Source organism: Polaromonas sp. P1_E11, assembly GCF_056405995.1.
This window is the reverse complement of record NZ_JBFUBA010000002.1, coordinates 157,614-181,959: the sequence shown is the minus strand read 5'-3', so window position 1 is coordinate 181,959 and position 24,346 is coordinate 157,614. Positions and strand designations below refer to the sequence as shown.

Annotated in this window: 22 protein-coding genes; 4 read left to right on the top strand and 18 right to left on the bottom strand. The window is 62.9% G+C overall.

The window, feature by feature from the left end:
• Nucleotides 1–32: 32 nt before the first annotated feature.
• A complete protein-coding gene (locus tag AC1D11_RS08340; RefSeq protein WP_477646454.1) occupies nt 33–527 on the top strand; it encodes a (2Fe-2S)-binding protein in 495 nt (164 codons plus the stop codon).
• Entirely contained in the window at nt 524–4,168 is a 3,645-nt protein-coding gene (locus AC1D11_RS08335; RefSeq protein WP_477646455.1) for a molybdopterin cofactor-binding domain-containing protein, read from the top strand. The genes AC1D11_RS08340 and AC1D11_RS08335 overlap by 4 nt, the downstream gene beginning before the upstream one ends.
• Nucleotides 4,169–4,178: 10 nt before the next feature.
• Here the strand turns inward: AC1D11_RS08335 and AC1D11_RS08330 are convergent, their stop codons facing one another.
• The 12 genes from AC1D11_RS08330 to AC1D11_RS08275 form a co-directional block, all read right to left on the bottom strand.
• Complete coding sequence (locus tag AC1D11_RS08330) at nt 4,179–4,886, bottom strand: aspartate/glutamate racemase family protein (RefSeq protein ID WP_477646456.1); 708 nt, start codon at nt 4,884–4,886, stop codon at nt 4,179–4,181.
• Between the two features lie 18 nt (nt 4,887–4,904).
• Nucleotides 4,905–5,891, bottom strand: a complete 987-nt coding sequence (locus tag AC1D11_RS08325) for a recombination-associated protein RdgC (protein WP_477646457.1) — start codon at nt 5,889–5,891, stop codon at nt 4,905–4,907.
• 147 nt (nt 5,892–6,038) lie between these two features.
• Nucleotides 6,039–6,593 (bottom strand): NUDIX hydrolase, encoded by a 555-nt coding sequence (locus AC1D11_RS08320; protein WP_477646458.1) that lies wholly within the window; start codon nt 6,591–6,593, stop codon nt 6,039–6,041.
• Between the two features lie 130 nt (nt 6,594–6,723).
• A complete protein-coding gene (locus AC1D11_RS08315; RefSeq protein ID WP_477646459.1) occupies nt 6,724–7,692 on the bottom strand; it encodes an MBL fold metallo-hydrolase in 969 nt (322 codons plus the stop codon).
• 280 nt (nt 7,693–7,972) lie between these two features.
• Nucleotides 7,973–9,025, bottom strand: a complete 1,053-nt coding sequence (locus tag AC1D11_RS08310) for a TRAP transporter substrate-binding protein (protein WP_477646460.1) — start codon at nt 9,023–9,025, stop codon at nt 7,973–7,975.
• Between the two features lie 81 nt (nt 9,026–9,106).
• Nucleotides 9,107–10,426: a TRAP transporter large permease gene (locus tag AC1D11_RS08305; RefSeq protein WP_477651067.1), complete on the bottom strand. Its 1,320-nt coding sequence runs from the start codon at nt 10,424–10,426 to the stop codon at nt 9,107–9,109.
• The gene (locus AC1D11_RS08300) at nt 10,423–10,932 is read right to left on the bottom strand and encodes a TRAP transporter small permease (RefSeq protein ID WP_477646462.1); all 510 of its coding nucleotides are present in this window, start codon (nt 10,930–10,932) and stop codon (nt 10,423–10,425) included. The genes AC1D11_RS08305 and AC1D11_RS08300 overlap by 4 nt, the downstream gene beginning before the upstream one ends.
• Before the next feature lie 192 nt (nt 10,933–11,124).
• Nucleotides 11,125–11,820: a fumarylacetoacetate hydrolase family protein gene (locus tag AC1D11_RS08295; RefSeq protein WP_477646463.1), complete on the bottom strand. Its 696-nt coding sequence runs from the start codon at nt 11,818–11,820 to the stop codon at nt 11,125–11,127.
• Entirely contained in the window at nt 11,817–12,911 is a 1,095-nt protein-coding gene (gene gtdA / locus AC1D11_RS08290) for a gentisate 1,2-dioxygenase (protein WP_477646464.1), read from the bottom strand. Before gtdA ends, AC1D11_RS08295 begins: the two co-directional genes overlap by 4 nt.
• Nucleotides 12,912–12,947: 36 nt before the next feature.
• Complete coding sequence (locus AC1D11_RS08285) at nt 12,948–14,306, bottom strand: FAD-dependent oxidoreductase (protein ID WP_477646465.1); 1,359 nt, start codon at nt 14,304–14,306, stop codon at nt 12,948–12,950.
• A 218-nt stretch (nt 14,307–14,524) separates the two neighbouring features.
• The gene (locus tag AC1D11_RS08280) at nt 14,525–15,523 is read right to left on the bottom strand and encodes a Bug family tripartite tricarboxylate transporter substrate binding protein (RefSeq protein WP_477646466.1); all 999 of its coding nucleotides are present in this window, start codon (nt 15,521–15,523) and stop codon (nt 14,525–14,527) included.
• Nucleotides 15,524–15,548: 25 nt separating this feature from the next.
• Nucleotides 15,549–16,742 (bottom strand): 3-hydroxybenzoate 6-monooxygenase, encoded by a 1,194-nt coding sequence (locus AC1D11_RS08275; RefSeq protein ID WP_477651068.1) that lies wholly within the window; start codon nt 16,740–16,742, stop codon nt 15,549–15,551.
• A gap of 101 nt (nt 16,743–16,843) precedes the next feature.
• Here AC1D11_RS08275 and AC1D11_RS08270 point away from each other — a divergent pair, with 101 nt between their 5' ends.
• Nucleotides 16,844–17,287, top strand: a complete 444-nt coding sequence (locus AC1D11_RS08270; RefSeq protein ID WP_477646468.1) for a MarR family winged helix-turn-helix transcriptional regulator — start codon at nt 16,844–16,846, stop codon at nt 17,285–17,287.
• A 91-nt stretch (nt 17,288–17,378) separates the two neighbouring features.
• On the opposite strand, the gene AC1D11_RS08265 is transcribed toward AC1D11_RS08270, so the two are convergent.
• From AC1D11_RS08265 to AC1D11_RS08250, 4 genes are read right to left on the bottom strand one after another with little or no spacing between them, the layout of a single operon-like run.
• Nucleotides 17,379–17,681, bottom strand: a complete 303-nt coding sequence (locus AC1D11_RS08265) for an antibiotic biosynthesis monooxygenase family protein (RefSeq protein WP_477646469.1) — start codon at nt 17,679–17,681, stop codon at nt 17,379–17,381.
• A gap of 19 nt (nt 17,682–17,700) precedes the next feature.
• Nucleotides 17,701–18,033, bottom strand: a complete 333-nt coding sequence (locus AC1D11_RS08260; protein ID WP_477646470.1) for a 2Fe-2S iron-sulfur cluster-binding protein — start codon at nt 18,031–18,033, stop codon at nt 17,701–17,703.
• A 27-nt stretch (nt 18,034–18,060) separates the two neighbouring features.
• The gene (locus AC1D11_RS08255) at nt 18,061–19,545 is read right to left on the bottom strand and encodes a glutamine synthetase family protein (RefSeq protein ID WP_477646471.1); all 1,485 of its coding nucleotides are present in this window, start codon (nt 19,543–19,545) and stop codon (nt 18,061–18,063) included.
• Nucleotides 19,542–20,954: a Rieske 2Fe-2S domain-containing protein gene (locus AC1D11_RS08250; RefSeq protein WP_477646472.1), complete on the bottom strand. Its 1,413-nt coding sequence runs from the start codon at nt 20,952–20,954 to the stop codon at nt 19,542–19,544. Before AC1D11_RS08250 ends, AC1D11_RS08255 begins: the two co-directional genes overlap by 4 nt.
• Nucleotides 20,955–21,055: 101 nt before the next feature.
• On the opposite strand from AC1D11_RS08250, the gene AC1D11_RS08245 reads away from it, so the two are divergent.
• The gene (locus AC1D11_RS08245; RefSeq protein WP_457280379.1) at nt 21,056–21,778 is read left to right on the top strand and encodes a GntR family transcriptional regulator; all 723 of its coding nucleotides are present in this window, start codon (nt 21,056–21,058) and stop codon (nt 21,776–21,778) included.
• 14 nt (nt 21,779–21,792) lie between these two features.
• Here AC1D11_RS08245 and AC1D11_RS08240 read toward each other — a convergent pair whose 3' ends face one another.
• Both AC1D11_RS08240 and AC1D11_RS08235 read right to left on the bottom strand, forming a co-directional pair.
• A complete protein-coding gene (locus tag AC1D11_RS08240; protein WP_477646473.1) occupies nt 21,793–23,049 on the bottom strand; it encodes an SGNH/GDSL hydrolase family protein in 1,257 nt (418 codons plus the stop codon).
• Nucleotides 23,050–23,061: 12 nt separating this feature from the next.
• The gene (locus AC1D11_RS08235) at nt 23,062–24,264 is read right to left on the bottom strand and encodes an MFS transporter (protein ID WP_477651070.1); all 1,203 of its coding nucleotides are present in this window, start codon (nt 24,262–24,264) and stop codon (nt 23,062–23,064) included.
• Nucleotides 24,265–24,346: the final 82 nt, after the last annotated feature.

The following is a 24,346-nucleotide window of genomic DNA, read 5'->3' as shown; positions in this document are numbered from 1 at the left end:
TCTTGCTGCATCAGCATTTTGGTTCGGTAGATATGGGTTGCACCGTCACACTGTCCGTTAACCAGCTGGAGCGTACGCTGCCTGTTGCGGAGCAGGCCAGCCTGCTGACGGTGCTGCGTAACGATTTCGCGCTGAATGGCCCGAAATATGGCTGCGGCCTGGGTGAGTGCGGCGCATGTACCGTGCTGGTCGATGGTATGGCGGCACGTTCCTGCGTTATTCCTGCGTCCGGGATGGCAGGGCGAGAAATCACCACCCTTGAAGGGCTGGGTACGCTGGGGGCCCTTCATCCGGTCCAGCAAGCGTTTATAGAAGAGCAGGCCGCCCAGTGCGGCTACTGCCTGAACGGCATGATCATGATGACCGTCGCATTGCTGGCGCGAAATCCCGATCCGGGCGAGGATGACATACGCCGTGAGCTGTCCGGCAATCTCTGCCGATGCGGCACGCACCTGGAGATCGTGAGGGCTGTGCTGCGTGCGGCGGAGCTGACGCGCCAAAGCCTTGTCCGGGGTAACTCGCCATGACGCGTCGCGCCGATGCGCCCCTGACACGCGCCGATTTTCATGCGGCCAGCGGCGTCTTGCTGGTGACCCGCGAGCCGCCGCCCGCGCCTCCACCCGCCCGTGGACAACCTGCACTGGTCAGCGCCAATCCGCAAGAGGGCGTTGAAATACTGGTTGCCGTGTGGGATGACGGCAGCGTGACGGCCCTGAACGGCCATGTAGACCTTGGCACCGGTATACGGACGGCCCTGGCGCAGATCGTGGCGGAAGAGCTGGACGTTGCGCTCGGGCAGGTCAATATGGTTCTGGGAGACACCACACGCGCGCCCAACCAGGGTGCGACGATTGCCAGCGCATCCATCCAGATTCATGCGGTCCCTTTGCGGGCCGCGGCGGCGCAAGCACGCGCGTGGCTGGTGACGCGTGCAGCCGGCATACTGCAGGTAGACCCTTCCTTGCTCGTCGTGCGCGACGGCGTGGTTTCGGTGGTGGGGCAGGAAGATAAATCGGTAACGTATGGCGCTTTGCTGGCCAATGAGCATGCACATCTCTCGCTGGAGCCGGGCACTCCCGTCAAGGATGCTGCCGACTACCGCCTGGTGGGCACCAGCGCGGCGCGCCTGGACATCCCGGCCAAAGCCACCGGCGCGCTGACATTTGTGCACGACATGCGGGTGCCCGGCATGCTGCACGGCCGCGTCGTGCGCCCGCCTTATGCCGGGGCTGACCACGGCGACTTCATCGGCAATACGCTGGAATCGGTGGACGAATCATCGATTGCCCACATTCCGGGCATTCGCGCGGTGGTGGTGATCCGCGACTTTGTCGGCATCGTCGCAGAGCGGGAAGAGCACGCCGAACAGGCGCTGCGTGAATTGCGTGTCAGCTGGAAGCCCTGGCCTGGCCTCGCCAATCTGGATGACCTCGAGCAGGCGATCTGCAACAACCCGGCCACGCAGCGCAGGCTTGTCGATGATGGCAACGTCGATGTCGCGATGGCGGGCGCGGCGCAAGCCCTGGCGCGCAACTACGTCTGGCCCTATCAGATGCACGGCTCCCTTGGGCCCTCGTGCGCCGTGGCAGACTGGAAGCAGGAGCGCCTGACGGTATGGGCAGGAACCCAAAACCCCCACGTGCTGCGGGCTGACCTGTCCCGCCTGACCGGTCTGGCCGATGTCGCCATCGACGTGATCCGCATGGAGGCGGCGGGCTGCTACGGGCGAAACTGCGCCGACGACGTGGCGGCAGACGCCGCGCTGCTGTCACGTGCCACGGGCTGCCCCGTGCGTGTACAACTGACGCGTGAGCAGGAAAACGCTTGGGAACCCAAAGGCGCAGCCCAGCTCATGCAGGTGAACGGTGGTCTGAATGCCGACGGGTCGGTTGCTGCGTATGACTTCCAGACCTCATACCCTTCAAACGGCGCTCCTACTTTGGCGCTTTTGCTCACGCGCACCATCGAACCGGTCGCGCAAGCCTATGAAATGGGCGACCGTACCGCCCGGCCGCCCTACGACTACGCCAATATGCGCATCGCCGTCAATGACATGGCGCCGCTGTTGCGGGCGTCATGGTTGCGCGGTGTTTCGGCACTGCCCAATTCATTTGCGCATGAGTCCTACATCGACGAGCTGGCAACAGCAGCAGGTGTCGATCCGGTGGAGTTTCGCCTGCAGTACCTGAAAGAGCCGCGCGCTGCCGAGCTGGTGCGCGCCACGGCCGAGCGCGCCGGCTGGATGGCGCATACGACACCGCAGCAGCAGCCAACAGCGCCTGGTGATCCACAAGACGTCGTGCGTGGCCAGGGCTTTGCGTATGCCCGTTACATGCACAGCAAATGGCCGGGGTTTGGCGCGGCGTGGGCGGCCTGGGTGGCTGACGTCGAAGTGAATCGCAAGACGGGCGAAGTGCATGTCCGGCGCGTGGTGGTGGGGCATGACGCCGGCACGCTGATCAACCCCGCCGGGGTTCAGCACCAGATCCATGGCAACGTGGTGCAGACGACCAGCCGTGCACTCACGGAGCAGGTCACGGTGTCGCCTAAAACAAATCAGGTGACCAGCCTGGAGTGGGGAAGCTATCCCATCCTGAACTTCAGGGACGTGCCGGTGATTGAGGTCGTGACCATGGCGCGCCCCGGTGAGCCACCGCTTGGCGCCGGAGAGTCGTCTTCGGTGCCGGGTACGGCAGCCATCGCCAACGCCATTTTTGATGCCACCGGCGTGCGTTTTCGCCAGCCGCCTTTCACGCCGGAAGTGGTGCGTGCCGCGCTCAATTCAGGGCTCGCGGCCGAGCCGGCCGCCCCGGCAGCTCCGGCCCGGTTGCCCAATCCCGTACCTGAGGGCGCGGCATGGCCGAAAGGCATGGCCTGGTGGTCCCGCGCAGGTGCCTTGCTAGCGGGCGTTGTGGGCATCGCGTGGGCGCTGGCAGGCGGCCGGTCGGTCATCGCGCCGGTTATGCAAAGCGGCGCATCCGTGTATACCGCCGCAACGCTGGAACGCGGCCGGCAGCTCGCGGCCGCGGGCGATTGTGTGGTGTGCCATACAGCACCCGGTGGCATCCCCAACGCCGGTGGCAGGGCCATGGATACGCCTTTCGGAAAGATCGTCACCACCAACCTCACGCCGGATGCGGACACCGGCATAGGCTTGTGGTCCTTCAGCGCTTTCCAGCGGGCCATGCGCGAAGGAATTTCCCGCGATGGCCACTATTTGTATCCCGCGTTTCCCTATACCGCGTTCGCCAAGATCAGCGATGAAGACCTGACCGCGCTGTATGCCTACCTGATGGCCCAGCCTCCCGTGCGATCAGAACCACCGGCCACGCGGCTGGCCTTTCCCTTCAGTGTGCGGCCGTTGATGGCCGGGTGGAACGCGCTGTTTCATGACCCGGCACCTTACCGTGCCGACCCGGCGCAGACTGCCGAATGGAATCGTGGTGCCTACCTGGTTAACGGCCTCGGCCATTGCGGCGCCTGCCACACGCCACGCAATGCCGCAGGCGCTGAACGTAGCGGAAAAGCCTTTTTAAGCGGGTCTGTAGTGGACGGATGGGATGCCCCGGCACTGACAGCGCTGTCTCGGGCGCCTGTGCCATGGACCTCTGCGGAGCTGTACCGCTACTTGCGCAGTGGCTACTCAGCACAACACGGCATCGCAGCGGGCCCGATGGCCCCTGTGATCAAGCAACTGGCCGCGTTGCCAGAGGAAGATATTCAGGCAATGGCGACTTACCTGGCGGCCTTTAATGAGCCAATCGCTGACACCGAAAGCATCCAGCGCAAAGAACTGGTCGTCTTGTCCGCCCGGCAATCGGCTTTCAGCTTGCCGGGCCCTGGCCAGCGCCTGTTCAGTGGCGCTTGCGCATCGTGTCATCACGATGGCGACGGCCCGCGACTGCTGGGGGTGAACGTGCCGCTGGCCCTTAACAGCAAGCTGCACAGCGAGCGGCCCGACAACCTGGTGCGGGTGATCCTTGAGGGAATTCAGTCACCGGTGAGCAAAGACATCGGTTTCATGCCGGCTTTTCGCCACAGCCTGGATGATGCCCAGGTTGCAGCGCTGGCTGCGTATATGCGCGGCCGCTATGCGCCCTCGGAACCGGCCTGGCAGGACTTGCCGGCAACCGTTTCACGGCTCCGGGCTACGCCGGGCCAGCACTGAATCTTTTCAATCAGGCGAAAGCCGCGCGGCCCTGTGTCGCCCTGACAAGCGCCGCACGCGCCAACAGGCGTGTGGAGTCCAGAGCCGGCAGGGGCGAATTGGAATCGCTCATGATCAGGGGAATTTCCGTGCAGCCCAGGACGACGGCATCACAGCCGTTGCTTTTCATCCGGTCAATGACTTTCTGAAAATACCCGATCGCTTCCGGCTTGAAGACACCGCACACCAGCTCGTCCATGATGATGCGATTGATTTCGTCGCGCTCCGTATCCTCGGGCCGCAGGTATTCCAGTCCGCGCGCCGCGAGCTTGTTGGGATAGACCTCGCTATCGATGAGCCATCGTGTGCCGGTGATGCCGATGCGCCGGAACCCGCGCCTGGCCGCTTCTTCGGCAACGACTTCCGCAATATGAAGCCAGGGCAGGGGGGATCGTTCCTGCACATAAGCAAAAGCCTGGTGAATGGTGTTGTCCGGGCAGATAAGAAAGTCAGCTCCGGCCTTTGCGAGCTTGTGCGCGGAGGCGAGCATGATGTCGCCCACGCCATTCCAGTCATTGTGGTAAATGCGTGCCATGTAGTCGGAAAGCGACGGCGTATGCATCGACACTTCAGGATGGGCATGTGGCCCCAGGGCCTTGGCGCCTTCCACACAAATGGTTTGATAACAGAGCGCAGCGCCTTCGGCGGAGCAGCCGACGATACCGATGTGTTGGGGCATGACCTGTCTCCGTATTTGCTACGCGGGTTCTGGCACCGGGTCGGCAGCAGGCGAGGTGGCCGGGTGCGGTGTGACTTCTCCCTCAGCGAGTTCCCCACCCAATGCCTCCAGCATGTCCGGAATCAGCGAAGACAGCTCGCCGGTAATGATGGCCGCATCGCTGTCAAAGCCGTCGTCGTCCTTGCCGCTTTCCTGAACGCCGTCCAGCACCACATCGAGCAGCTTGAGTTTTTTCAGCTGCGCGGTTTCCGTCAGCACAAAAGACACGCGCTCGTTCCACGTCATCGCCAGCTGTGTGGGCAGTTTGCCGGCGGCAATGTGCTGGGCCACTTCGTCGATCTCCAGCGTGTGGCGCGAGTAGCGCACCGTGGATTTCTGGTCGTCCGGCGTCTTGAGCTCGCAGTCGCGGTCTACCGTGAAGTTGTAGGGCGCTTCGCGCGTCGACAGCCAATGCGACATGGCAGCAGCGGCCGACATCTGCGTCTGGATGGGGCTGGCTTTCAGGCCGGGCAGGGCACCCGGCACTTCGCTCAACGCTTCCACGAGGTAACTCACGATCTTGTCAGCGCCCGTGAGGTTGCCGGAGTCAACCACCAGGAATTTGTTGACCACGTCGATCCAGAGGGTGGTGGTCGAGCGTTTGGTGAAGGCGCGCGGCAGCAGGTCCAGCATGACTTCCTGCTTGAACTCCTTCTTGATCTTGGCGCCCACACGCTCACGGCCGGTTTCTTCCTTGTATTTCTCGATGCGTTCTTCCACCGCGGCCTTGATGGCGGACGAAGGCACGGGGCGGCGCTCGGTGCAGAGGCGAGCGATTAACTGGCGGCCCACGCTTTCGAGCAGTACGGTGCTTTTGTTACCGCGCGGCGGCACCCAGCCACTGGATTCAGGCTCTGTTGCGCCGCAGGGAACGAAACGGTGTGACTGGAAAATTTCCTCAAGCACGTCCAGCGGAGGAAGCACAAAATCGTCGGCAATGCGGAAAAAAATTGCGGTATTGAACATGAAATCCGGGGAAGAGGTTAGAAAAAGAGACTGCCGGAAGGCCGATGAAGGGGCGGGAAATCCGCGGTGAGAACCAGCCGGATACAGAGAAATTCTACCGGGCGCCCTGCCTGCAGAATGTAACGGCCGGCAAGGGCTTGAAGGCCTTCATTCGATATCAAACGAATGGATGCCGTAAGCACCCTTGCGGCGGTCTTCGAAGTACTGCTCCAGTGTCTGCTTGACCGTCTTGAATGCAATTTCGTCCCAGGGAATTTCGGCCTCGGTGAACAGTTTGGCCTCCATGGTCTCATGGCCTGGATTGAATTCGGTGCTCAAAAGCCGAGCCCGGTAATACATGTGCACCTGCCCGACGCGCACCACGTTCATGACCGTAAAAAGGCCCAGCATCTCGTATTGGGCGCCGGCTTCCTCATCGGTTTCACGGGCTGCGCCCTGCGAAGTGGTTTCGCCCAGTTCCATGAAGCCGGCGGGCAAGGTCCACTTGCCCCGGCGCGGCTCGATATTGCGTTTGCAGAGCAGCACTTGCGCGCCGTCCTCGCCCCAGCTGGGCACGGTGCCGACAACATTGAGCGGGTTTTCGTAGTGAACCGTGTGGCAGGCCGGGCAGACGGCCCGCTCTTTCGTATCACCGTCATCCGGCAAGCGGTAAGCCACGGCGGTTCCGCAGACGCGGCAGTGATTCAGGGGCGGACGTTGCATCGGATGAGTGTAGCGGCTTTGCGCCCGCCCAGGCCTGCCGGGGCGCACGGCAGGCTTGCTGCCGTGCTATCAAAAAAGTAGCTGCTCGCGCCCGTTTTTATTGGGCTTAACGCGTATTTTGTTTATTTTCTTATTTCAGCGACGAGTAATTCACTGGTACCCAGGTGTAAGCCTTGCCCGCGCCCTTGCGCACGTGGCCCAGGCCGGGGAAGGCGATATGCGCCGCGCCGACCAGATAGCCGTTTTTCGCGGCATCGGCGTAGGCTTTGGCGCGCTCTTTGGCGGCTGGGGGCGACTCAGAGTCAAACTTGATGGTGACCTCCGGGTTGTCGAACTGGACTGCCGCCACATGCATCAGGTCGCCCCATAGCATCAGCTTTTCGCCCTTGCTTTCCACCACGTAGACGTTGTGGCCGGCGGTGTGGCCGTGCGTGGGTTGCGCCTTCACGCCAGGCACGAGCTCGGTCGCGCCTTCAAAGGTCTTGAGCTTGCCGGCCGAGGCATAGGGCTTGATGGACGCCATGGCGCCCTGGAAAAAGCCCTGGGATTCCTTGGGCGCTGCGTTCATTTTGGCTTCATCCAGCCAGAAGTCGGCGTCCGCCTTGTCCACACGCACCACGGCATTCGGAAACGCCATGGCGCCGTTCACCACCAGGCCACCCACGTGGTCGGGGTGCATGTGGGTGATGTAAATCTCGTCGACCTGCTCGGGCTGGTAGCCGGCGGCTTTGAGGTTGGCGTGCAGGCTGCCCAGTGTCGGGCCGAAGAGGCCGGACGCACCCGTGTCGATCAGCACCAGCTTGCTGCCGGTGTTGATGAGGTAGGCATTGACTGATGTCTCGACTGCGTCAGGTAAAAATGAACGCTTCAGTGCCGCGCCGACTTTCGCCGGCGTTGTGTTGGTGAGCAGGTCTTTCACGGGCAGCTTGACGGTACCGTCCGACAGGGCGGTGACTTCAAAATCGCCCAGCATGACGCGGTAGTAGCCGGGCGCCTGGGTCTTGGCCATGGGGCCGGCCGCAAAAGCGGGCAGGGTGAAAGAAGCGCTCAGGCTTGATGCCAGGACGGTGGCAGCCAGGGTTTTCAAAATGCGTGACATGAAAGAACTTCCTTGGGGTAAACGGAATGATGGACCGGACTCACCCGTCATACGGGTGCCGGGTGGATTCTTATGCAGGCGCGCCATGAGTGACGCCGCAGTTGCAGTAACCCGGCTGTCGTGCAGGTTTTGCCTGGGTGCGGCGCGCTATCAAATCAGGAGCTGGTTGCGCCCGTATTCATTGGGCTGAAGGCCGAAAAGGCACAAGAACATAGGTGAAGCATAAAAAAACCGGACATAAGCCCGGTTTCATGGATGCGCATCTGGCGCGGCCTGTTGATCAGGCTTTCGTTGTCTTGGTGTGCTTTTCGATCAGGCTACGTGCCGTGTCCAGCAGTTTCTTGCCGTCAAAGCCCTTCTTGTTCATGTCTTCCACCCACTCGACCTCCACCGTGCGTGATTTGCGGCGGAATTCCTGGGCTTCGGCCGCGCTCACGGTGTAGATCGTGTTGCCGCGGTCGCTGGCGGTCTTGCGGCCGGGAACGTCGTTGCCCTGCTGCACCTTGCCCAGCCAGGCCGAGGTGGCCATGCCGGAGTTGTTGTCGATGACCTTCTTGAGGTCGGGCGCGAGCGAGTTGTATTTCGCCTTGTTCATGGCCATCACAAAGGTGGTGGTGTAAAGGCTGCCGCCGGCGGGGTCGAACTCGGCATGGAACTTGGTGAGCTCGTTGACCTTTACCGAAGGCACCACTTCCCACGGAATCACGCAGCCTGTGATGGTGCCCTTGCTCAGTGCATCGGGAATCTGCGGCAGCGGCATGCCCACAGGCGTGGCGCCCAGCACGCCCATGAGCTTGGTGACCTGGCGGGTTGGCGCGCGCAGCTTGAGGCCGCGCATGTCGGCAATCGACTTGACGGGCTTGTCGACCGTGTGGATCACGCCGGGACCGTGCACCTGCAGCGCCAGCACCTGGGTGTCCTTGAATTCGTCCGGTGCAACCGTCTGTACGTATTCCCAAAATGCCTTGGAAGTTGCTTCGGCGTTGGACATCATGAAGGGCAATTCAAACACCTCGATGCGCGGGAAGCGGCCGGCCGTGTTGCCAGGCAATGTCCACACCACGTCAACCACGCCGTCCTTGGCCTGGTCGTAGAGCTGCACCGGCGTGCCGCCCAGCTGCATGGCCGGATAGCCTTCAAACTTGATACGGCCGCCGGATTCCTTTTCGACCTTGTCCATCCAGGGCTTGTGCATGGCCAGCCAGACATTGGACGAGGGCGACATGAAAGTATGGAACTTCAGTGTCACGGCCTGCTGGGCCAGGCCCGACAGCGCCGGTGCGCCCAAGGCTGCGGCGGCGCTGGTCTTGAGAAGGGTTCGTCGCTGAATCATGGCGTGTCTCCTATAAACAATTTGACTAACTTAAGGCAAGCGGATGGGTTTGAGAAGCGGTGAAAGCCCTAGCCATAGACCCTAGCTGATGTATTTCACCAGCCACAGCGATATGCCCGGGAACAGCAGCAGCAAGGTGGTGCGGATGGTGTCGCTGATGAGGAATGGCATGACACCTTTGTAGCTTTCGCTGATAGGCACGTCTTTGGCCAGGCCATTGACCACATAGACGTTCAGTCCCACCGGCGGCGCCAGCATGCCAAAGCCGACCGTCATCAGCACCATGATGCCGAACCAGATCGCGGTGGATTCCTTGGCCATGCCGAAATCCAGGCCCATCACCATCGGGAAAAAGATAGGAATCGTCAACAGCAGCATGGACAGCTCGTCCATCACCGCGCCCAGCACGACATAGAACAGCAGGATGGCCGTGACAACCATCAGCGGCGACAGTCCCCAGCCGCCAACCACGCCGGCGAGCTGGTTAGGCACCTGCGTCAGGGCCAGGGCGGAGTTCATGAGGTCGGCACCTATAAAGATCAGGAAGATCATGGCCGAGCTTTCCGCCGTGGCATAAAAGCACAGCTTGAATTTGGCCCAGGTGATCTCGCGCTTGAGCAAGGCGGCTACGAAAGTGGCGGCGGCACCCACCGCGGCGCCTTCAGTCGGCGTGAACAGGCCGCCGTAAATACCGCCGAAGACAATCAGGAAGATGATGGCGATGGGCAGTATGCCCAACGCGGAGGCCAGCGTCATCGGCGGCCTGTCGTTGTCTACCTCGGGCGCCTGTCCGGGCACCAGCCGCACGTAGATGGCAATGGCCACCATGTAGCCGAACATCGCGATGATGCCCGGCACCATGGCCGCCGCAAACAGCTTGGCGATATTCTGCTCGGTGAGGATGGCGTAAATCACCAGCGGCACCGATGGGGGGATCAGGATGCCCAGGGTGCCGCCGGCTGCCAGAGTGCCCGTGGCAAGCCGGCCTGAATAACCGTGGCGCTTCATCTCTGGCAGTGCCACGCCGGTGATGGTGGCGGCCGTGGCCACCGAGGAGCCGCAGATGGCGCCGAATGCCGCACAAGCCAGGATGGACGCCATGGCCAGACCGCCTTTGAATCGACCCATTACACCCGCCGCGAATCCGAATAGCGCGCGGCTGATACCGCCCTGCGTCGCGAAATGCCCCATCAGGATGAAGAGCGGAATCACCGACAGGTCGTAGCTGGCAAAGCGCGCGAAGGCCTGGGTGTTGAGGAAGCTGGAAAACGGCCCCCAGCCGGTCTGCATCACGTAACCGATGGCGCCCGCGGCAAACATGGCAACTGCGATAGGCACGCGCACGGCCATGAAGGCCAGCATGATGCCGAAAATAACCAGGGCGAGCGTGATGGAGCTCATACGTGTGCCTCCAGCTCGTCCAGCGGATTGTGCGGTGCATGGGTGTCGCCGAAGCCGAACGCGGATTGGTACAAACCGATCACGCAGGTCAGCACAAAGGGCGGAACCATGGCGGCATACACCGTCCATTCGGGAAAGCCCAGGATCTGGGTTTCAGAGTGCGTGTTGTAGGAATTGAGGCCGCCCAGCACCGTGCGCCAGGCCAACAGGGCAAACACCAGGCCCAACAGCAACGCACCGAAACGGTCCAGCCTGTCGTTCGAGGTTTCGCCCAGTTTGGCGGTGAAGAAGTCGACGATGATGTTGCCGCGTTTGATCTGGCAAAGGGGCATGAATAGCGCGATCGCGGCCCCGGTGACCACACCGGTGAGTTCGAAGTCGCCGACGAGGGTCGCGCCCAGCAGGTTGCGCCCGATCAGGCTGGCACAGGTCATGAGCGTGATCACCGTGAGCAGAACTCCCGCCAGCACAGCGCAGAATTTCGCAAGGGACTGCAGGATTTTCAAGAAGGCTCTCCAAAAAGCAGGTCTTGGCATTTGGGAGCTCCCAAAAACCGGGTAAGCCGATTATCAGAATTGAGGAGGCAAGCAGTCAGGCGGGTTACCCCGGGTAAGACGGGGGATTTGCGCGGTGATTAAAGCAGTTGCGCGGTTATCGCGCAGCTGCCCCGCCGTGACATGCGCTTGCCAACCCCGTGTTCAGATGACTTTGACGGTGAGTGTTTCCAGCCCCGCCACACCGCCGACCATGGTGTCGCCCGAGACCACGGCCGCGACGCCTTCAGGCGTGCCGGTATAGATCAGGTCGCCCGGTTGCAGCTCCCATGCTGCCGACAGGTGTTCAATGGTTTCGGCAATGTTCCAGATCAGCTTGGAGACATTGCTGCGCTGGCGGTCCTTGCCGTTCACCTGAATATAAAGTTCGGCGTTGGTCACGTCGCCGGCCTGCGCGGCGGGTGTGATGGGGCCGATGGGCGCGGAGTGGTCATAGGCCTTGCCAATGCACCAGGGGCGGCCCTGCTTTTTCATCTCGCCTTGCAGGTCACGGCGCGTCATGTCCAGGCCTACGGCATAACCGTAGATGTGCTTTTGCGCATCGGCCGCCTTGATGTTTTTACCGCCAGTGCCAATGGCCACTACCAGCTCGATTTCATGGTGCAGGTTTTTGGTGAGCGATGGGTAGGGGATGGTGCCTGTGGCGCCGGCGTCCACCACGACAGCGGCATTCGCGGGCTTGAGGAAAAAGAAGGGTGGCTCACGGCCGGTAAAGCCCATTTCCTTGGCGTGTTCTTCGTAGTTGCGGCCCACGCAGTAAATGCGGTTGACCGGAAACCGGTCTTTGGTGCCGACAACAGGGACGGACACCGCGGCCGGTGGGGTGATGACAAAACTCATGACAACCTTTCTTCTCTGTGTATGCCCAGTGCCAGATGCACCGGGCGGTCTGAAAAACTGAACAGCACACAACCTTGCGCGGAACGCAATTGCGCAGTGTGCCACGACGGAATCACAAAATGGTCGCGCGGGCCAAACTCAAAAGTCGAGGTGTGCCCATCGCGCTCAATGATGACGGAACCCGACCCCTCAACCACGCTGAACACGGCGCCGTCAGTCTGGCGCCAGGGCTTGCCTGCAAAGCCCGCCGGCAGGCGCTGCATGAAGGTCGCCATGGTGGGCATGGGCGAGCCGCCGGTGGCCGGGTTCACATAGCGCAGCTTGACGCCGTCCCAGGCGTCTGTGTCGCCATGGGTTTCCAGCTGGTGCAGGGTCTCGCGCGTGCGGTCGTAGGGATAGCTGAAGATCGGTGAGGTTTCGCCGAACGGGGCGTCATAGCGCATGGGCAGCATGTTGGCGCCGTAGCGGTGGGTGCTGATGCCTTGGGGCTTGGTGACTTCCTGCTGCTTGGCCGTGCCGTTTTCGGCGAAACCGGCATCGAAAAAGCGCAGCATGGGGATATCCAGGCCGTCCAGCCAGACCACCGGTGTATCGGACTCCACGCGGCCTTCGTGGCCGTGGTCATGCCAGGTCCAGCTTGGGGTGATGATGAAGTCGCCTGGTTTCATCTGCGTGCGTTCGCCGTCCACAGCGGTAAAGGCGCCATGGCCCTCCACCACGAAGCGCAGCGCGCTTTGCGTGTGGCGGTGGCTCGGCGCTACTTCACCCGACATGATGACCTGCAGACCTGCGTACAGCGACTGCGTGATGCACGACTGCCCGCGCAAGCCGGGGTTCTCCAGGATCAGTACGCGGCGAACCGCTTCTTCGGCGGTGATCAGTTCGCCCGACTTCATCAGGAAAGGGCGTACGTCGGCGTACTTCCACAGCGCTGGCTGGCAAGGCGTGCTGGGCGACTGCGGCACCAGCGCATGCAGCACTTCCCACAGCGGCGTCATGTTGTGCGCGGAGATGGCGTCGTAAAACGCCTTGCGTGCAGCGCCGTTGGGTACAGCGGGCTGACCGGGGGTGGGTGGGGGCGTCATGTCCATGATGGATATCCAGTCTCTGGGGTTAAAGATCGCCGCTTAAAGGTCGTTATCGAAATACACGCCGTCCCGCGTGAGCAACTGCTGCAGCTGTTTCACGTCGGTATCGGAAAAAGCCTGCCCGGCGCCCGGCATGGCCGCCGCCGTACCCGCTGCCTGGCCCATCACAAAGCAGCCGCCGCTGGCTCGCGCGGCCGACTGGCCTTCGTGCGTCATCGAGGCGCAGCGGCCGGCCACTAGCAGGTTGGCGACACCTTGCGGCACCAGCATGCGCCAGGGCAGGTCGTTGTAGGCGCGGCCTTCAGCCGCATCCACGTTGTGCGGAAATTGCCAGTCGATCCGGCCATCCGCATGCAGCTCCATCGGCCAGGCATTGATGCCGATGGCATCGTCAAAGCGCGCCGACGAGAGGATGTCTTCGCCGCTCAAGGCATAGAGCCCTTGGATGCGGCGCGTCTCGCGGATGCCGACCTGCGGCGCGATGTCGACGATGGCCGAATCCGCAAAACCCGGCACTTCATGCTTCAGAAAGCGGAAGTATTCGGTGATCTGGCGCCGGCCTTCGAGTTCGCCTTCGCTGAGCTGCCGCGCATCGGTGGCGTCCATGGCCGTGCCTTGCGCGTTGCGGATCTGCGTGACGTTGGCGCGCCATTCGGTGGGGTTCTTCTGCGGGCGGAGGATGGCACCTTCGCGGGGGAACTTGTAGCGGCCTGGCTCGCGCGCCTGGCTCTCGGCCATCAGGGTGTTGATGGCTTTGAATTCGCCCACGGCCGCCAGCGCGCGGGATGCGTCCACGTGGCCGACGCGAAACATGGTGGAGGGAAACAGTGCGCTGCCATGCCCGTCGCCCAGTTCAGACGGCACGCCGGCGAAGTTCGCCACATCGGCGTCGCCTGAGCAGTCGATGAAACGCGCGGCACGGATTGCCTGGCGGCCGGATTTGGTCTCGACCACCAGGGCGCTGATGCGGATGCCCTCCATCACCACCGCAGCAGCCCAGGCGTGAAAAAGGAGTTGCACGCCGGCCGCCACCAGCAATTGGTCGGCTGCGCACTTGTAAGCCGACACGTCGTAGGAGCGCACACGGATGCGGCCCTGCATGCCGTCTTGCGGCGCGTTCAGGCCCCCCAGCGCGTCAATGCGCTGCAGCAGGTCGTCAGCCACGCCGTGCACTACCTGTTGCATCTGGCCGTTTTTGCGGCCGTACAGGCCCGCGAAATTGGTGACGCCGCCGGCTGTACCCATGCCGCCGAGGAAACCGTAGCGCTCCACCAGCAAGGTGCGCGCACCGTGCCGAGCTGCGCTGACGCTGGCAGCAAGCCCTGCTGGTCCGCCGCCCACGACAACGACGTCAAACTCGCCGTAGACGGGCAAGGTGCGTGCGGGTTCGGTGATCAAGTTGCACCCCCGTCCAGGCTCACTGCGTGTAGCCTGTTCCCCCCTCGAGGGGGCGGCGCCTGCGGTCTGGCAAAGCCAGTCCCGCGGCCCCCACTGGTAGTGTCCAAAGAATTCTTCAACCCAGCATGAGCCGTGGAACCGGCTTCGCCGGGCCACAGGCGGGCGGCCCCCTCGGGGGGCAAGGAGTTACACGCAGTGAACGACTGTGGGGGCATCATTTATTCAAGCTTGATGCCGCGCGACTGGATGATGCCGCCCAAAATGGCGGCTTCGTCTTTGACGCGGCTCCTCAGGCCGTCGGGCGAAGTGCCCACAGCCTGCCACCCCTGGTTAAACAACTTTTGCCGCGTGTCGGCGTCGCGAATGATGCGCGGTACTTCTTGCGCCAGCCGCGCCTGGGCGGCTTTGGAGAGGCCCACCGGGCCTATCAGCGCCGTCCAGACTTCGAGATTGACGTTGGTCACGCCGGCATCGGCCAGCGGCGGCACCTCGGGCACAAGAGAAGAGCGCCCGCCGGCCAGGCCAATCGCCCGGAGCTTGCCCGAACGCACATGCGGCATGGCTACGCCGGGCGGGATCAGCGCCATCTGGATCTGGCCGCCCAGCATGGCGGTTACCACCTGCGGGTTGCCGGCAAAGGGCACGTGCACAGGCGTGAGGCCGGGCACGCGGCTTTTGAGCAGCTCCATGCCCAGGTGGGCGACCGAGCCGTTGCCGACCGAGCCGTAGTTCCACTGGCTGGCGCCCTGGCGCGCGGCGGCGAAAAATTCAGTGCCGCCCGGCTCATTGGCGGGCGCAACCAACACCAGTGGTGCGGTGGTCAATAGCGAAATCAGCGCGAAGTCTTTGGCCGGGTCGTAGGGCAGCTTGGGGTACAGCAGCTTGGCCGAGGTCAGGTTGCCATTGATGACGACGCCCAGCGTGTGGTCGTCGGTGGCCTTGGCGACCTGGTCGGCCGCGATGTTGCCGGACGCGCCGGGTTTGTTCTCAATGACCACCGGCTGGCCCAGGGCGCGACTCAAGGGCTCGGCCAGCGTGCGTGCGGCCATATCGGGTGTGGATCCGCCCGGAAACCCCACCAGGATGCGCACCGGCCTGGTCGGCCAAGCCGTATCTTTTAAGTCTTTTGGAGCCGCAGCCCAGGAGAGGTGAGCGCAAGCAGCTATCAAAAACGTAGCAATTATCCGGAGAGCAGCGGTGCTGGGAGGAAGAGTCATGACAATCCTGGGACTTTTGAAACCGTCATTGGAACAGTTTTGACGGCTCGATTCCGTCGTACATCCACTTCAGGCCCGCGAAACCCGCGCTCTCGGTGCCGCTCTGGAACATCTGGTTGCGCAATTCGCGTTGAACACCGGCCGCATGGTAAATATCACCGTAAAAACGGGCAGTCAATTGCACGCGGCCAGTACGCAGGTAGCGCTTTTGCTGGTATTTCTGGAAGGCTTTTGGCACATCGCCGCGGGTAAAGCGCAGCGCTTCACGCAGTACGACGGCGTCTTCAATGGCCTGGCCAGCGCCCTGGGCCAGGTATTGCAACATCGGGTGGGCGGCATCACCCAGCAGCGTCACGCGCCGGTCGGTCCAGTTTTTCACGGGTTCGCGGTCGCACAGCACCCACATCTTCCAGGTCTCGATTTTTCCCAGGAGCTCTTTGACTTGCGGACAGGCATCGGCAAAACGTTCGTTCAGTTCGGCCGTATCGCCAAAGGTGTTCCAGCCCTCGTCGTATTTGTTGCTGTGAAAAACCGCCACCAGGTTGAAGAGTTCGCCGCGGCGCAGTGGGTAGTGAACCAGATGGGTTTTTTCGCCACCCCAAAGCAGCACATCGTCGCTCCACAGATGAGCCGGTACATCCTCGCGCTTGAGCACAGCGCGGTAGGCGACATGGCCCGACACGCGAGGTTTGCCGTCGCCCACCACGGCTTCACGGATGCGGCTCCAGATGCCGTCTGCGCCTATCAGCGCGCTGCCTTCGACGGTTTCTCCGCCTGCAAGGTGCACGGTCACGCCGCTTTCCGACTGGTCAAACGACTCCACCCTGGCGCTGGTGCGCAAGGTGACGTTGGGCTGGGCCCGGCAGGCATTGAGGAACACCTGGTGCAGGTCGGCGCGGTAAATCACGCCATAAGGAAACCCATAGGTGGCGCGGGCCAGGTCACCAAGCGGGACACGGACAACCTTCTCGCCTGTGCGCACGTCGTTCATGCCAAGGCCGGTGGGAAAGAACGCCACACGGTTGACGGCTTCAGTGAGGCCCAGGTAGTCAAACATGCGGAAAATATTGGGGCCGAGCTGGATGCCGGCGCCGATCTCGCCAAAACTAGCCGCCTGCTCCATGAGCGTCACGGCGCGCCCGTCCTGCGCGAGCACCAGGGCCGCGGCCAGCCCGCCAATGCCGCCGCCCGAGATGAGGATGGGGGATGTGTGTGACATGTATGAGAGGGTATCAGGGGGCTTTGACAATGATAAGTATGCTTATCATGTATGTCCCTAGTACATACCCTGAGCGCAAAGCTGAACGGTAAACTCGGCAAATGGCAAAAAGCTTTAACTTCAGCGAGGCCCCCGGGCACTTGATCCGCCGGGCACAACAACTCGCGGTCGCGATCTTCATGGAGGAGACGGCTGGGTTTGATGCGACGCCTGTGCAGTTCGCCATCCTGAACGCCTTGATGGACGACCCGGGCGAAGATCAGATCACTCTGTCGGGCCGCGTTGCCTTTGACCCGGCCACTTTCGGGTCGGTGATCGGGCGGCTGGAGGGCAAAGGCTGGGTCAAGCGGGAGGCTGACCCATCCGACAAGCGCCGCAAACTGCTGTGGACGACGCCAGAAGGGGAAAAAGTTGCACTGCAGATGAAACGTGCGGTCAGCAAGGCACAGCAGCGCATCGTGAGCCCGCTGGATGATGACGAGCGGGTGCAGCTCGGCTTGTTGCTTGGCAAGCTGATCAGCGGCCACGAAAACGCGGCCAGGTAGCGGGCATCAGAACTGCGCGCAGACAATAAAAAACGGGGCCGTCAGCCCCGTTTTTTATTGTCTGCCCGTTTGCCAGGCGCTGGCCCAAGGCTCAGGCTGACTTGGCTACCAGGGCGAAATGCTCCACCGTGGGTGGGCCGGCAAAGAAGGGCCCGACAATGGCTCGCCAGTCGGCAAAGGCGGGCGACTGACGAAAGTCGACGGTGTGGTTTTCCAGTGTGTCCCAGAAGATCTGCAGGATGTAGCGTTCGGGGCTTTCAATGCCCTTGTTGACCTTGAAGCCCTGAAAGCCCTTGGCTTTGGAAATGACTTCGCGGATGCCGCGCTGGATGGCTTCGTCAAAGGCGGCTTGCTGGCCCGGGTGAATACGGATGTCGGCGAGTTCGAGAATCATGGACAACTTTCTAAAGTAATTAATACTGGGTAGCCGGCAACTCTACCGTCAATCCGTCGAGCGCGGGCGTGAGCTTGATCTGGCAGCTGAGCCGGCTGTTCGGAAGGCGCGGCGCGGCGGTAAATGCGAGCATGCCGAGCTCTTCGCCATCAGGTGGCGGCAGGGTTTGCGTGTCCGAGGAAAAAGGTTCCTTCACGTGTACATGGCAGGTGGCGCAAGTCAGCAGGCCGCCGCAGTCGGCGGCAATGCCGTCAATGCCTGCGGCCACTGCGGCTTCCATCAGGCTTTTGCCGACCTTGCCCTTTACCGGTGTGGAGCGGCCGCCCGATTCGATGAAATGGATGGTGATCATGGGTATTTTTTATGCGAGCTGCGGCGGCTAGATCCGGCTGAAGTATTCACGCCTTTGCCAGTCGTCCTGGTCCTGGGCCTCGGCATGGCGGGTGATTTCGGCCTGTTTGACTCGCGTGAGATAAGCGACGAACGCGCTGCCGAATGCCTCCACCAGCGCCCTGTCGCCTTGCAAGGCTTGCAGCGCCTCTTCGAGACTGGTGGGCAATTTTTCGGCGGTGTCACCATAAGGCGCGTCGGTGGCCGGCGGGGCTTTCAGGCGGCGCGCGATGCCGTCCAGCCCGGCATGGATTTGCGAGGCCAGATAGAGGTAAGGGTTCGCGGCGGGTTCACCGATGCGGTTCTCGATGCGTGTGCCGTTGTCGTTGCACTGGCCGACCACGCGCAGCATGGCACCGCGGTTGTCACGGCCCCACAAAATCGATTGAGGTGCCAGCGCATTCGGCCGAAAGCGGCCGAAACCATTGATGGTGGGCGTGCAGAAGGCCGTCATGCCGCGCGCATGCGCGAGCAACCCGGCGAGGTAGTGTTCGCCGGTTTCGGTCAGCGTGTACTGTGCGTGCGCGGGCGTACTTCCCTCTGCGGGGCTCTGGCGTTTGAAGGAGTTGGCACCGGTTTTCAGGTCCACCAGTGACTGGTGTAGATGCCAGCCGCTGGACATGATGTTGGGAAAGGGCGGGCGGCACATGAAGGTGGCGTGGTAGCCGGCACGCCGCAAGGCCTGCTTTACCGCACTGCGAAACAGCACCATGTTGTCGGCGGCTGTCAGTGCATCGGTGGCTTCGAACACCGCCTCGACCTGGCTGGGCCCCAGTTCGATTTCCAGCGACAGCAGCGGCAGCCCCAGCGCCTGTGCCGTGCGCTGCACGATGCGAAGTGGCTCCTCGGCCATGTCCACCCATTGCTCTGACAGCAGGTGGTAACCGGGATGGATCATGCTCACCTCTGGCGGCAAGCCCGGCCAGTCGGCCAGCGCTGGGTCAAGCTGCGGGGCGCTGCCCCCCTCGGAAAGCCGGTAAATGTGAAACTCGATCTCCAGCCCGCACTTCATGCTGTAGCCGGCTTCAGCCAGTTTGGCGAGGGCATCTTGCAGTACCCGGCGCGTGTCGAGTTCTACCGGGCGGCCGTCGGGAAACCATGGCTGGCATTGCACCCAGCCGGTTTTGTCGGCCCAGGGCAATTCTTTCAAGCTTGCCGGGTCGGCCAGCAGCATCACATTGCCGCCAAATTCAAAACCCGGCAGTTCGTCGGCGCCGCCGGCTTCGAATACTTTGTAGGCAGTGCGGTCGGCGGTGTCCTTGAGCAGCAATGTGCTCACCATGCCGACGCCGTCCGTCATGGCTCGTCCGGCTGCAGAGGCCACCAGTGTCTTGCCGCGCAACATGCCATGCAGGTCGCACCAGGCAAAGCGCACCAGTTCCAGGCCGTCCGCCTCGATGCGCCGCGTGGCATCAGCCAGCACAGCCTGCCTTGCGGCGTCGCTCACGCCGCATTGCGCTGCAAAGCTGCTCATGATTGCGTGACGGTGCTGGGTGTGTCGGCGGTGGCTTTGGCGTCCAGCCAGGGTGCGCCTTCACGCTTGGCGCACGCGGTTTGCTGCCACCACTGAGACCATTCGCCCGCCGGCGCAATGCCGTCCACCGTGTCCGGGCCGGTGATCGCTGCGGCCAGCGCAGGGTCGGCAATGCCGGGCGCCACGCCGCCGTTTTGCACGGTCTCAATCGCCTTGAGCAGCACGCGCCGGTTGGCCATGATGACTTTGTCGGACGTGCCCAGGTGTTCGCGCGTGCGGTTCTGAATGGCGCCCATGCTTTCCACGGCCCATTGGTCGTGCACATTGATGTCTTCTTCGCCCATGCCCAGGTAGGTGGTGCTCATCTGCTCTTCGGCGTTGAAGCCCCAGTTGTTGTGGCGGCCGGCCTTGGGGATGTAATCGGGCAGGGCGATGAACTGCTGGCGCTGCGCGCGCATGCTCTCGCGGTCCAGCGGGCCGGCAAAGCTGGTGAAGAAGGTGTACCAGTAGGTGTTCGTGTCGTCTACCGGCACATGCATCTGCGTGATGGTCATGGTTTCCGACAGCGGAATCACAAAGGTGGCCGGGAAGATCGCGTTGGTCACACGCACATGGGTGAGCTTGTCGGTCATGGCGCGCAGCGCGGTCAGCTGCATGCCCCAGGGCTTGCTTTCAAAGCTGATGTCGGGCTGGGCAAACTCGCGCATGATGCGCGTCATTGGCCACTGCTCGCCGTCCTTGGTGCCGGCGCTGGCGCTGCGAAACTGCTTGCCGGCCGGGTTCTGGCCGATTTCGTCGAGCGGGTCGTCCTGCAAAAAGCGATGCAGGAAAGACGGGTGCGCCGGGTCGATGCCCACCTCAAAAGCCTGCAGCCAGTTGGCGTTCCACAAACCCTTGAAGGCAAAGCTGTGCGTGGCTGGCGCGGTAAAGCAGTCAAAAGCGGGGAAGGGCGGCGGTGTGCTGCCCTCGTCACCCAGCCATGCAAACAGCACGCCGGCTTTTTCAATCACGGGGTAGCTGCGCTGGCGTATGCGTTCGCACAGCTTGCTACCCGTGGGCTCGGCCGGGGTTTCCAGGCAGCGGCCGTCGGTGGCGAACTTCCAGCCGTGAAAAGGGCAGCGCAGGCCGCCGCCTTGCGCCGCGCTTTCGCGCCGGCCAAACGACAGGTCGGCGCCGCGGTGCGCGCAGTCGCGGTCCAGCAGGCCCCATGCGCCGGAGGCGTCCTTGAACAGCACCAGATCCTGGCCGAAGAGCTTGAGCGCCTTGACCGGGCGGATCGCCATGCGAGGGTCCAGCGCCGGGTTGAACTCATCGACCAGCGCCGCAGGCTGCCAGTACTGGCGCAGCAGCTTGCCGCAGGGCGTGCCCGGCGTAATGCGGGTCAACAACTCATTTTGTTCAGCGTTCATGGCGGCCTTGTGAGGGGGCTTTGCAGGTGATTTGGCAGGTAAATCGGTAGGTAAGCGCAAAACGGTATACCGAAATTAAAATTCAGTGTACATTCACCGCCATGAACTTGCAAGAAACCGTTTTGATGCAGTTGCGCGACCTGATTCTGCGCGGCGAGTTCGAGCCCGGCCAGCGCCTGGCCGAGCAGCAACTGGCCGAGCGCCTGGGTGCGTCGCGCACGCCGGTACGGGCCGCGCTGGTCACGCTGGAGCAAGAGGGATTGGTTGAGGCCAATGACACCGGCAAATACCTGGTGCGCCAGTTCACCCCGCGCGAGGTGGCCGATGCGATTGCGGTGCGCGGCCACCTTGAAGGCATGGCAGCGCGCCTGGTAGCTGAGCACGGTGTGTCACGCCAGTTGCAACTCGACTTACAGTCTTGCCTGGACGAGGGTGACCGCGCACTTGCCGCCAACCCGCTGGGCTATGACAACTACGCGGCCTATGCGGCCATGAACGACCGCTTCCACGCGCTGATCCTGGAGGCCAGCGGTAACCGCGCACTGCAGCGCGCGATTGAACTGAACGACAAGCTCCCCTTCGCGTCCGCCTCGGCCATGTTGCCCATGCAGTCCACGCTGGAGCAGGACCGCGACTGGATGCACTACGCGCACCGCCAGCACCACATGTTGTTTGCCGCGCTCAAGGCTGGGGAGGGCGCGCGTGCGCAGGCGCTGGCGGTGGAGCACACCGAGGTCGCGCAAATGAATATGCGCATGGCGCTGCAGCGGCGCGCCGAAACCGAAAGCCTCATGCCGGGCTTGCGCCTGGTCGTTGGTGGTTAGCCGCAGGCGCTTTATTAGCGTTCGCCCAGCAGCAGCTTCAGGTCAATGGATTCGGCAACCGCCTTGTTGCCGGCATCACCCAGATGCAGGTGGTCGCCCGAGTCATAGGCGGGCAGGATGCGCAGCGGGTTCTGCGGATCGCGCACCACCGCATCGAAATCCAGCACTGCATCAAACTCGCCGCCACTGCGCATCCACGCGTTGATGCGCTGTCGCACGGCGTCTTTTGCGGGGCTGTAGTAATTGGCAATCGGCGAGCCCGGCATGGTCAGCGCGCCCTCAAAGGGTGTCAGCGTGGCGCCGACGATGCGCACGCCGCGGCTTCTGGCGCGCGCAATCAGCTGGCGGTAGCCGGCGATCAGCGCGTCGGTCTGTGTGGCGGGCTCCCTGGGTTCAAGGGTGCTGCCGGGCCAGCTGATGTCGTTGATGCCCATGAGCAGAACCACGCTGGTGACACCGGGCTGGTTCAGTACGTCGCGGTCAAAGCGCGCCAGTGCATTCATTCCCATGTGATTTTTGAGAACCCGCCCGCCCGAGATGCCGGCATTGAGGACAGCCACGTTGTCGCCGGCCAGGCGGCGCGCCAGGAAGTCCGGCCACCGCTGATCGGTGCCCGGAGTTGATGCCGCGCCGTCGGTGATGGAATCGCCAAATGCCACCACGCTGCGTGTGCCCGGTGCGGCCTCCACGAGCACGGCGCTGAGAAAGAGGCGGCTGTTCACCGTGGCATCTGCCTTGAGGACGCTCGCGTTCACGGCATTGCCTGCCGCAATCTGCGCGGGCTGAAGGCCGTCCCAGTGAATGGTGGTGAGTGGTGTCGTTTGTGGAAGGTAGAGGCTGACCGACAGGCGGCTCAGCGGCGCGACCGGCATCTCGACCGGGTCACTCATCACGACAGCGCTTGCCGGTACGGCGACTGTCTGCTGGCCGCCAAAGGTCAATGCCTTGCCGGCTCCGTCTGTGGGCGCTATCTGGGCCGCGCCTATTTGCAAGGCCTGCGAGCCGTATTCGTTCGACAGCACAATGCGCACGCGTGAGCCGCCCACGCTGGCCCGGACGGTCTGGCGTACGGTCTGGTCGTGAAGCGTGGCGGGAAGGCCCAGCGGCAGCACAAAGTCGCCGCTCCAGATGGGCTGGGGGCTGGCCGTCCAGCTTGGCGTCCATGCGTTGACATCGGCTGCCCGCGCCTGCGGCAAAACGCTGGCGGCCAGCAACGTGAATGAAAGAAGGACTTGACGCGCGCGCCGCTTTGGAATGAAAAATGTGTTCATGGTGTGGTTCTCTCAGCAAGTGACGGGGATGGCGCGCGGCTCGGCCTTGTCGCGCGACAGGCTGTACAACGTGACCGCGATGCCGGCAAGGGTGATCAGCGCGGCCAGCCAGCTCAGGCCACCCAGGCCGAAGGAACTGCTTACGACCAAACCGCCCAGCCAGGCGCCCAGCGCATTGCCCACATTGAAGGCGCCGATGTTGAGGCTGGCCGCCAGGTTCTGGCCTGCGCCGTGCGCCTGCTGCAGCACGCGCATCTGCAGCGGCGCCACCGTGGCAAAAGAGGCCGCGCCCAGCAGCCCGACAAACACCACCGTGGCCACCGGCGAATGCAGCACAAAGCCCATCACGCCCAGCACCAGCGCCAGCGCGCCCAGCGTGAGCAGCAGCGACATCCGCAGCCCGCGGTCGGCCAGGCGCCCGCCCAGCAGGTTGCCCACAAAGAAGCCGCCGCCAAACACCAGCAGGATGGGCGACACTGCCGCCTCGCTGAAGCCGGTGATCTGCGTGAGGATGGGCTGGATATAAGTGAAGATCGCAAACAGGCCGGCAAAGCCGAGCACGGTCATCAACAAGCCCAGCAGAACCTGCGGGCGGGCTAGGCCAGCCAGTTCTTGCCGGATGGTCGAGATACCGTTTTCAGCCGCGCTACGCGGCACAAAAATGGCCAGCACCACAAAAGCCAACAAGCCGATCAGCGTGACCACCCAGAAGGTAGAGCGCCAGCCGTAATGCAACCCCAGCCAGGCGCCAGCGGGCACGCCGAGCAGTGTGGCCAGCGACAGCCCGCTGAACATGATGGCAATGGCTGAGGCTTTTCGCTCGGGCGCGACAAGCCCGGTGGCCACGATGGAACCTACGCCAAAGAAGGTGCCGTGCGCCATCGAGGTAATGATGCGGGCCGCCATCAGGCTGCCGTAGTCCGGTGCCAGCGCACAAGCCAGGTTGCCCAGCGTGAAGATGGCCATCAGCGCCAGCAACACGGTTTTGCGCGGCAGCTTGCGCGTGGCCAGCGTCAGCACCGGTGCACCCACCGCCACGCCCAGGGCGTAGCCGGAAATCAGCAGCCCGGCTGAGGCGATGGTGACGCCCAGGTCGGCGGAAACCTGCAACAGCAGGCCCATGATGACAAATTCGGTCGTGCCGATGCCGAAGGAGCCGGCGGTGAGGGCCAGCAGGCCTAAAGGAAGTGAAGGGAGTGATTTGCGTGCATCCATGAAAGTCGCTTGGAAGGAGGATGCGCTTAGTGTGGAGATGAAGTGCTATCTTGACTAGAATGCCGTGAAGACAATCATTTGT

What these genes read in the sequence shown, in the direction of transcription:
- AC1D11_RS08265 (WP_477646469.1), bottom strand. Translation starts at nt 17,681, where the DNA reads ATGATTCTCGAACTCGCCGACATCCGTATTCACCCGGGCCAGCAAGCC.
- AC1D11_RS08270 (WP_477646468.1), top strand. Translation starts at nt 16,844, where the DNA reads ATGGCAAAAAGCTTTAACTTCAGCGAGGCCCCCGGGCACTTGATCCGC.
- AC1D11_RS08260 (WP_477646470.1), bottom strand. Translation starts at nt 18,033, where the DNA reads ATGATCACCATCCATTTCATCGAATCGGGCGGCCGCTCCACACCGGTA.
- AC1D11_RS08335 (WP_477646455.1), top strand. Translation starts at nt 524, where the DNA reads ATGACGCGTCGCGCCGATGCGCCCCTGACACGCGCCGATTTTCATGCG.
- gtdA (WP_477646464.1), bottom strand. Translation starts at nt 12,911, where the DNA reads ATGGACATGACGCCCCCACCCACCCCCGGTCAGCCCGCTGTACCCAAC.
- AC1D11_RS08295 (WP_477646463.1), bottom strand. Translation starts at nt 11,820, where the DNA reads ATGAGTTTTGTCATCACCCCACCGGCCGCGGTGTCCGTCCCTGTTGTC.
- AC1D11_RS08315 (WP_477646459.1), bottom strand. Translation starts at nt 7,692, where the DNA reads ATGTCACGCATTTTGAAAACCCTGGCTGCCACCGTCCTGGCATCAAGC.
- AC1D11_RS08245 (WP_457280379.1), top strand. Translation starts at nt 21,056, where the DNA reads ATGAACTTGCAAGAAACCGTTTTGATGCAGTTGCGCGACCTGATTCTG.
- AC1D11_RS08250 (WP_477646472.1), bottom strand. Translation starts at nt 20,954, where the DNA reads ATGAACGCTGAACAAAATGAGTTGTTGACCCGCATTACGCCGGGCACG.
- AC1D11_RS08235 (WP_477651070.1), bottom strand. Translation starts at nt 24,264, where the DNA reads ATGGATGCACGCAAATCACTCCCTTCACTTCCTTTAGGCCTGCTGGCC.
- AC1D11_RS08325 (WP_477646457.1), bottom strand. Translation starts at nt 5,891, where the DNA reads ATGTTCAATACCGCAATTTTTTTCCGCATTGCCGACGATTTTGTGCTT.
- AC1D11_RS08340 (WP_477646454.1), top strand. Translation starts at nt 33, where the DNA reads ATGGGTTGCACCGTCACACTGTCCGTTAACCAGCTGGAGCGTACGCTG.
- AC1D11_RS08275 (WP_477651068.1), bottom strand. Translation starts at nt 16,742, where the DNA reads ATGTCACACACATCCCCCATCCTCATCTCGGGCGGCGGCATTGGCGGG.
- AC1D11_RS08305 (WP_477651067.1), bottom strand. Translation starts at nt 10,426, where the DNA reads ATGAGCTCCATCACGCTCGCCCTGGTTATTTTCGGCATCATGCTGGCC.
- AC1D11_RS08330 (WP_477646456.1), bottom strand. Translation starts at nt 4,886, where the DNA reads ATGCCCCAACACATCGGTATCGTCGGCTGCTCCGCCGAAGGCGCTGCG.
- AC1D11_RS08255 (WP_477646471.1), bottom strand. Translation starts at nt 19,545, where the DNA reads ATGAGCAGCTTTGCAGCGCAATGCGGCGTGAGCGACGCCGCAAGGCAG.
- AC1D11_RS08240 (WP_477646473.1), bottom strand. Translation starts at nt 23,049, where the DNA reads ATGAACACATTTTTCATTCCAAAGCGGCGCGCGCGTCAAGTCCTTCTT.
- AC1D11_RS08280 (WP_477646466.1), bottom strand. Translation starts at nt 15,523, where the DNA reads ATGACTCTTCCTCCCAGCACCGCTGCTCTCCGGATAATTGCTACGTTT.
- AC1D11_RS08310 (WP_477646460.1), bottom strand. Translation starts at nt 9,025, where the DNA reads ATGATTCAGCGACGAACCCTTCTCAAGACCAGCGCCGCCGCAGCCTTG.
- AC1D11_RS08320 (WP_477646458.1), bottom strand. Translation starts at nt 6,593, where the DNA reads ATGCAACGTCCGCCCCTGAATCACTGCCGCGTCTGCGGAACCGCCGTG.